The organism is Streptomyces pathocidini (genome assembly GCF_001418495.1).
In the GTDB taxonomy this organism is placed as follows: domain Bacteria; phylum Actinomycetota; class Actinomycetes; order Streptomycetales; family Streptomycetaceae; genus Streptomyces; species Streptomyces pathocidini.
In genome coordinates, this window is the sequence record NZ_LIQY01000239.1 from 1 (window position 1) to 6,971 (window position 6,971).

Here is a 6,971-nt window from a genome sequence, read left to right on the forward strand (position 1 = left end):
CGGCCGCGGCAGCTCGGCGTGGTCGCCCGTGCCGACGCTGGCCAGTGCCCGCTCCGCCGTCCCTCGGGGCAGGGCCCCTGGGCGCCCTAGTCTCACCGGCGGCCTCCTGACATGTCCGTGCGCTGGTTCGCGGTGGTTCCGTAGTGCGCGGTGCTCGGTCCGCGGACCACCACAGCCCGATTCGTTGTCCGTGCATCAAAGTTGACCAGTCCGCGCGCGCCTTCGGGCCGTTTTCCCGAAGGTCACCGTCGAATGGCCGGGCATTTTCACGGAACCTCCGCTTCTGACGACCGTCAGTGCGTCAACACAACCCTCAGCGCCTCAACACAACCGGCACCACCGTCAGCGCCCCAGCACGACCAGGTCGTCGCGGTGCACGACCTCCCGCTCGTAGGCCGGGCCGAGCTCGCGCGCCAGGTCCCGGGTGGAGCGGCCGAGGAGCAGGGGGATCTCCTTGGCGTCGAAGTTGACGAGCCCGCGGGCCACGGCCCGCCCCTCGCCGTCCCGCAGCTCGACCGGGTCGCCCGCGCTGAAGTCGCCCTCCACGGAGGCGATCCCGGCGGGCAGCAGCGAAGTGCGGCGCTGCACCACGGCCCGTACCGCGCCGTCGTCGAGGGTCAGGGCGCCGCGCGGCGCCGAGGCGTGGGCGAGCCACAGGAGGCGGCCCGCGGAGCGGCGCCCGGTGCTGTGGAAGTACGTGCCGGTGGCCCGGCCCGCGAGCGCGTCGGCCGCGTGGACGGCGGAGGTCAGGACGACGGGGATGCCCGCGCCCGCGGCGATCCGGGCTGCCTCCACCTTGGTGGCCATGCCGCCGGTGCCGACCCCGGCCCGGCCCGCGCTGCCGATCTCGACGCCCTCGAGGTCCTCGGGTCCGGCGACCTCGGGGATGCGGGAGGTGCCGGGGCTCGCGGGGTCCCCGTCGTAGAGCCCGTCGACATCGGAGAGCAGGACGAGCAGGTCGGCCCGTACGAGATGGGCGACGAGGGCGGCGAGCCGGTCGTTGTCGCCGAACCGGATCTCGTCGGTGGCCACGGTGTCGTTCTCGTTCACGACCGGCAGGGCGCCCATGGCGAGGAGCTGGTCGAGGGTGCGGTAGGCGTTGCGGTAGTGGGCGCGGCGGCTGGTGTCGTCGGACGTGAGGAGCACCTGGCCGACGCGTACGCCATAGCGCGCGAAGGAGGCGGTGTAGCGGGCCACCAGCAGGCCCTGGCCGACGCTGGCGGCGGCCTGCTGCCGGGCCAGGTCGCGGGGGCGGCGGGCCAGGCCGAGCGGGGCGAGCCCGGCGGCGATTGCCCCGGAGGAGACGAGCACGATCTCCTTCTCCCCGCCGCCCTCCCGTCTCCCACCGCCGCGCTCAGCCGAGGCCCCCCGGGCCGCCCCGGTGTTCCGGGCCTTGGCCAGCACGTCGACGAGCGCGTCCACCCGGTCCGCGTCCAGTCCGCCGGCGGCGGTCGTCAGCGAGGACGAGCCGATCTTGACCACGATCCTGCGGGCATCCGCGACCCGGTCCCGTACGGTCGCCGCCCCTTTTTCCGCTGCCACGCGCGCGTTCCCCACTGCCTGTTGCACCGAAACTGCCTGTTGCGCCGAGGCTGCCTGCTGCCTCGGCACTGCCTGTCGCCTCGACCGGGCCCTCGTTCCGCAATCCCTCGTTTCGCAATCTACGTCAGCGGGCCCGGGCGGCGCCGGGCCGTTCCGATCAGCGGACCCGGCTTCCGCCCGGGCGCCGCGTACGGCGAGGAGGCGCGCCGTGGCGGATGACACAATCCGCCAATTGGTTCAGCGACTTTGGCCTGATTCGTGGTGATAGACCTCACGGCAGATTGTCAGGGGGACGGCGAACGCAATACCGTCAGTGGTCGTCCTCCGTTCATGTCGCGTTTCCGCGGCGTCGACGCGAGGGCCTGTGCCTCACGGCCTCCCCCCATCAATGACCGCCCCTCGCCAGGAGCCCAGCCCGTGCCCTCTGCCGGACTCGCCCCACGCCGCGTCGTGCAGCTCTCCGCGCTGCTCGCGATGTTCGCGGCCTTCACGGCCCAACTCGTGGGCGCGCTGCTGCCCAACGTGCCGACCTTCGTCGCTGCCTCCGCGGCGGGTCTGGCCCTCGACCTCTATCTGCAGCACCAGCAGCCGGGCCTGCTCTCACTGCTGGGCAAGATCCGGTTCGACGTCACCGTGCGGCAGCTGCTGCGCGACATGCTGATCGTGGTCGGGCTGCTGCGCATCGACGGCATCAACCCGCTGGAGGAGCAGTCGCCGCTGACCATCGCGCTGCTCGCCTTCTACACGCTGCACTTCGCGTGCCAGGCGGTCGCCGTGCTGGTCCGGCGCACCCGCTCGCTGCCGATCGTCACGCGCAACATCGACACCTCCGCGCTGGGCCTGACCCCCGCCCCGCCGCGCGTCCTGGCGCGCCGCGCGGGGCACCGGCTGCTCACCTTCTCCGTGCCGGCCACGGCCGGCCTGATGCTGACGGCGATCACCACCGACGCGTACTGGGGCGGCATCGGGCTCGCCGTCTCGCTGACGCTCATCGGTGCCGGAACGCTTCACCTCGGCAGCTGGCTGCTCCCGCGCAAGCGCGTCGCCAGTGAGCAGAAGGCCATGGACTGGCTGAACACCTGGCTCGCGGACTACCGGCCGACCGTGGGCATGTACTTCTCCGGCGGCACCACCTCCGCGTACCAGGCCAACATGTGGCTCTCCACGCTCGCCGAGCTCGACGGCCGGCCGCTGATCGTGCTGCGCGAGCGGTTCATGGTGCAGAAGATCGACGCCACGGACGTGCCGATCGTCTGCATCCCCAAGGTCGCCAACCTGATGAACCTGGAGCACTCGACGCTGAAGGTGCTGCTGCACCCGGCGAACTCCGGCAAGACCTCGCAGGTACTGCGGATCCCCTCGATCAAGCACGCGTTCATCAACCACGGCGAGTCCGACAAGCTCTCCAGCTGCAACCCGTACGCGAAGGCGTACGACGAGGTGTGGGTCGCGGGCCCGGCGGCGCGCGAGCGCTACCAGCTCGCGGACATCGGCGTCGAGGACAAGGACATCGTGGAGGTGGGCCGCCCGCAGCTGTCCCCGATCCTGCCGTACGCGGGCACGCCGGCGGGTGCCCGCGGCGGAGCCGCCGACGAGCGCTTCACCACCGTGCTGTACGCCCCCACGTGGGAGGGCTGGACCAACGACCCGGGCAACACCTCGGTGATCCTGGCGGGCGAGAACATCGTCCGCGAGCTGCTCGCCGACCCCAAGGTGCGTCTGCTGTACAAGCCGCATCCGATGACCGGGAACGTCGACCCCCGCGCCGGACAGGCCGACGCCCGCATCAAGGAGATGATCGCGGAGGCCAACGCCCAGCGCGCCGGGGAGCGCCCCGGCCCCGAGGCCGCGGCCGAACTGGCCCGCCGCGACGCCGAGTTGGGCGAGCTGACCACCACCTCGTTCCGGACCTCCGCCGACGAGACCGAGCGCATGCTCCTCCAGGGCTCCCCCGACGCCGGCCGCGCCGCCGCCGTTGCCGAGGCGACGGCGGCCTGGGAGACCGCGTACTGGGCCTCCTTCCCGGAGTGGGAGCACCAGATCATCACCGCCGCCCGACCGGCGATCTACTCCTGCTTCAACCAGGCCGACCTGCTGATCAGCGATGTGTCGAGCGTCGTCTCGGACTACCTGACCAGCGAGAAACCGTACGCGGTGGCGAACACCAGCGGGCTGTCCGAGGAGGAGTTCCGGTCCGGCTTCCCGACCGTACGGGCCGCCACGATCCTCAGCCCCAAGGCGCAGGGCGTCGCGGCGCTGCTGGAGACCGTGCGCAACCCGGAGAAGGACGAACTGGCCGAGGCGCGCGCCGAGCTGAAGGAGCACCTGCTCGGCCCGTCCGACCCGCCGTCGCTGGCCCGCTTCGACGCGGCCGCGCTGGCGCTGGCCGAGAAGGCCGACGAGCGCCGCGCCCGCCTGGCCGCCCGCCTGGCGGAGATCCCGAGCCAGCACGAGTCCGAGGAAGAGGACGCGGAGCTGACGGACGACCCGGTCAACGCGTAGCCCTTGCAGGGGCACCGCCGCCGACCCCTACCCCGAGGCCGGGAAACGACGTTGTCGTTCCCCGGCCTCGGTGGTGTGCGGGGGCCTTCCCGGCAGCTCGGGGTATCGCGGCCCGCGGCCCTGAACACCCTCCCGCGGCCCTGAACGCACTTCGCCGCCCGCCCCTTCCGGGGCGAGCGGCGAAGAAACGGCTCTGCCAGCGGCGGCCGTCCGGGCCGTCCGCGAGGATTACTTGCCGAACGGGTCGAAGCCCTCGTACTCCTGCTGGGCCTCGTCGCGCGCCGCCTCGCGGTCGCGGCGGCGCTGGGCGGCCGGGCGCGGGGCCTCGAAGCGGTGGTCCTCGCCGCGGCGGCCGAGCATCTCGGCGCCCGCGGCCACCGTCGGCTCCCAGTCGAAGACGACCGCGTCGTCCTCGGGGCCGATGGCCACACCGTCGCCCGACCGGGCTCCGGCCTTGACCAGCTCCGCCTCGACGCCGAGCCGGCCCAGCCGGTCGGCGAGGTAGCCGACGGCCTCGTCGTTGTTGAAGTCGGTCTGGCGGACCCAGCGTTCGGGCTTCTCGCCCCGTACGCGGAAGAGCCCCTCGCCCTCGGCGGTGACGGTGAAGCCAGCGTCGTCCACGGCCTGCGGCCGGATGACGATCCGGGTCGACTCCTCCTTGGGCTTGGCGGCGCGCGCCTTCGCGACGATGTCGGCCAGCGCGTACGACAGCTCGCCGAGCCCGAGGTGGGCGACGGCCGACACCTCGAAGACTCGGTAGCCGCGCGCCTCCAGGTCGGGCCGGATGATGTCGGCGAGGTCCTTGCCATCGGGGATGTCGACCTTGTTGAGGGCGACGATCCGCGGCCGCTTCTCCAACCCGGCCCCGTACTGCGCCAGTTCGGCCTCGATGACGTCCAGGTCGGTCACCGGGTCGCGCTCGGACTCCAGCGTCGCGCAGTCCAGCACGTGCACGAGCACCGAGCAGCGCTCGACGTGGCGCAGGAACTCCAGACCCAGGCCCTTGCCCTGGCTCGCCCCCGGGATCAGGCCGGGCACGTCGGCGATGGTGTAGACGGTCGAACCGGCCGTCACCACACCGAGGTTGGGTACGAGCGTGGTGAACGGGTAGTCGGCGATCTTCGGCTTGGCCGCGCTCAGCACCGAGATCAGCGAGGACTTGCCCGCGCTCGGGTAGCCGACCAGCGCCACGTCGGCGACCGTCTTCAGCTCCAGGACCACGTCGTCGCTCCGGCCGGGCTCGCCCAGCAGCGCGAAGCCGGGCGCCTTGCGGCGGGCCGAGGCCAGCGCGGCGTTGCCGAGGCCGCCGCGGCCGCCCTGCGCGGCGATGTACGTGGTGCCCTCGCCGACCAGGTCGGCCAGCACGTTGCCGCGCTTGTCGAGGACGACGGTGCCGTCCGGGACGGGCAGGACCAGGTCCGTACCGTCCTTGCCGGAGCGGTTGCCGCCCTCTCCCGGCTTGCCGTTGGTCGCCTTGCGGTGCGGGCTGTGGTGGTAGTCGAGGAGCGTGGTGACCGACTGGTCGACGACCAGGATCACATCGCCGCCACGGCCGCCGTTCCCGCCGTCCGGGCCGCCCAGCGGCTTGAACTTCTCCCGGTGCACGGAGGCGCAGCCGTGGCCTCCGTTACCCGCGGCGACATGCAGCTCGACGCGGTCCACGAAGGTGGTCATTGCGGGGTTCCTCCAGTTGCGGGGTGCTGTTACGAGAATGCGCTGCCGGGCGGTGCGCCGCCAACGCGCCGAGGGCGGACCGGCTTTCCCCGTCGCGGGGAAGAGCGGTCCGCCCTCGGAAGGTGCTGTGTGCCGTTGTCGTCCGGCGGTGGCTGATTACTCAGCGACCGGAACGATGTTCACGACCTTGCGACCACGGTGGGTGCCGAACTCGACCGCACCGGCGGCGAGGGCGAACAGCGTGTCGTCGCCGCCGCGGCCGACACCGCTGCCCGGGTGGAAGTGGGTGCCGCGCTGGCGGACCAGGATCTCACCGGCGTTGACGACCTGGCCGCCGAAGCGCTTGACGCCGAGCCGCTGGGCGTTGGAGTCGCGACCGTTCCGAGTGGACGATGCGCCCTTCTTGTGTGCCATCTCTCCTCAGTCCTTACTTCGCAGCCGCGGGGATGCCGGTGATCTTCAGCGCCGTGTACTGCTGGCGGTGGCCCTGGCGCCGGCGGTAACCGGTCTTGTTCTTGTACCGAAGGATGTCGATCTTGGCACCCTTGTGGTGGTCCACGACCTCGGCCTGGACCTTGATCCCGGCCAGCACCCACGGGTCGCTGGTCACGGCCTCGCCGTCGACGACGAGCAGGGTCGAGAGCTCGACCGTGTCGCCCACGTTGCTCGTGGAAATCTTGTCAACCTCGACGATGTCGCCGACAGCCACCTTGTGCTGGCGACCACCGCTGCGCACGATTGCGTACACGCGGATCTCACTCTCTGCTCGTGGACGGGACCCTTGATGCCAGCCGCTCACACGGGCCGCGAAGCCCGGGATATCCGGAAGGACGAGCGGCCTCTCCCGGCGGAGACCGGGAGGGAGGTGCTCAGGGGTTTGGCGTAGAGACGCCGACGGTCAAGATTACGGGGCCGGTGGCCGGAGGGTCAAACCGGGGCCCTCCGGCCACCGGGCCGTCATGCGTCGTCGGCCGGGGAGGAGACGGACGGGGCGGACCGGTCCGCCGCGACCGTCTTCTTCGCGGCCTTCTTGGCCGTGGTCTTCTTGGCGGCCGCCGTCTTCGCGGCGGTCGTCGTCTTCGCGGCGGTCGTCGTCTTCTTCGCGGCCGCCTTCTTGGCGGTGGCCTTGGTGGCCTTCTTGGCGGCCGTCTTCTTGGCTGCCGTCTTGGCCGTCTTGGGCGCCGTCTTGCGGGCCGTCTTCTTGGCCGGGGCGGTCGCCTCGGCCTCTCCCGCGCCCTCCGCCTCCGCCGCGA

At 72.0% G+C, this 6,971-nt stretch carries 6 protein-coding genes; 1 reads left to right on the plus strand and 5 read right to left on the minus strand.

The annotated features are described in order from the left end of the window. Positions 1-342: 342 nt before the first annotated feature. Entirely contained in the window at positions 343-1,542 is a 1,200-nt protein-coding gene (proB, locus tag AOK16_RS13125) for a glutamate 5-kinase (RefSeq protein ID WP_055472443.1), read from the minus strand. Between the two features lie 417 nt (positions 1,543-1,959). Here proB and AOK16_RS13130 point away from each other — a divergent pair, with 417 nt between their 5' ends. Then, the gene (locus AOK16_RS13130; RefSeq protein WP_055472444.1) at positions 1,960-4,044 is read left to right on the plus strand and encodes a hypothetical protein; all 2,085 of its coding nucleotides are present in this window, start codon (positions 1,960-1,962) and stop codon (positions 4,042-4,044) included. A 228-nt stretch (positions 4,045-4,272) separates the two neighbouring features. Here the strand turns inward: AOK16_RS13130 and obgE are convergent, their stop codons facing one another. The 4 genes from obgE to AOK16_RS13150 form a co-directional block, all read right to left on the minus strand. Beyond that, positions 4,273-5,718 carry a GTPase ObgE gene (obgE, locus tag AOK16_RS13135; RefSeq protein ID WP_055472445.1) on the minus strand — a complete coding sequence of 482 codons (1,446 nt, stop codon included), beginning with the start codon at positions 5,716-5,718 and terminating at the stop codon, positions 4,273-4,275. Between the two features lie 156 nt (positions 5,719-5,874). Further along, a complete protein-coding gene (gene rpmA, locus AOK16_RS13140) occupies positions 5,875-6,132 on the minus strand; it encodes a 50S ribosomal protein L27 (RefSeq protein ID WP_055472446.1) in 258 nt (85 codons plus the stop codon). Positions 6,133-6,145: 13 nt separating this feature from the next. Further along, positions 6,146-6,466 carry a 50S ribosomal protein L21 gene (gene rplU, locus AOK16_RS13145; protein WP_055472447.1) on the minus strand — a complete coding sequence of 107 codons (321 nt, stop codon included), beginning with the start codon at positions 6,464-6,466 and terminating at the stop codon, positions 6,146-6,148. Between the two features lie 209 nt (positions 6,467-6,675). After that, on the minus strand, positions 6,676-6,971 hold a 296-nt coding region (locus tag AOK16_RS13150; RefSeq protein ID WP_055472448.1), incomplete at its 5' end, for a hypothetical protein.

What these genes read in the sequence shown, in the direction of transcription:
- obgE (WP_055472445.1), bottom strand. Translation starts at nt 5,718, where the DNA reads ATGACCACCTTCGTGGACCGCGTCGAGCTGCATGTCGCCGCGGGTAAC.
- rpmA (WP_055472446.1), bottom strand. Translation starts at nt 6,132, where the DNA reads ATGGCACACAAGAAGGGCGCATCGTCCACTCGGAACGGTCGCGACTCC.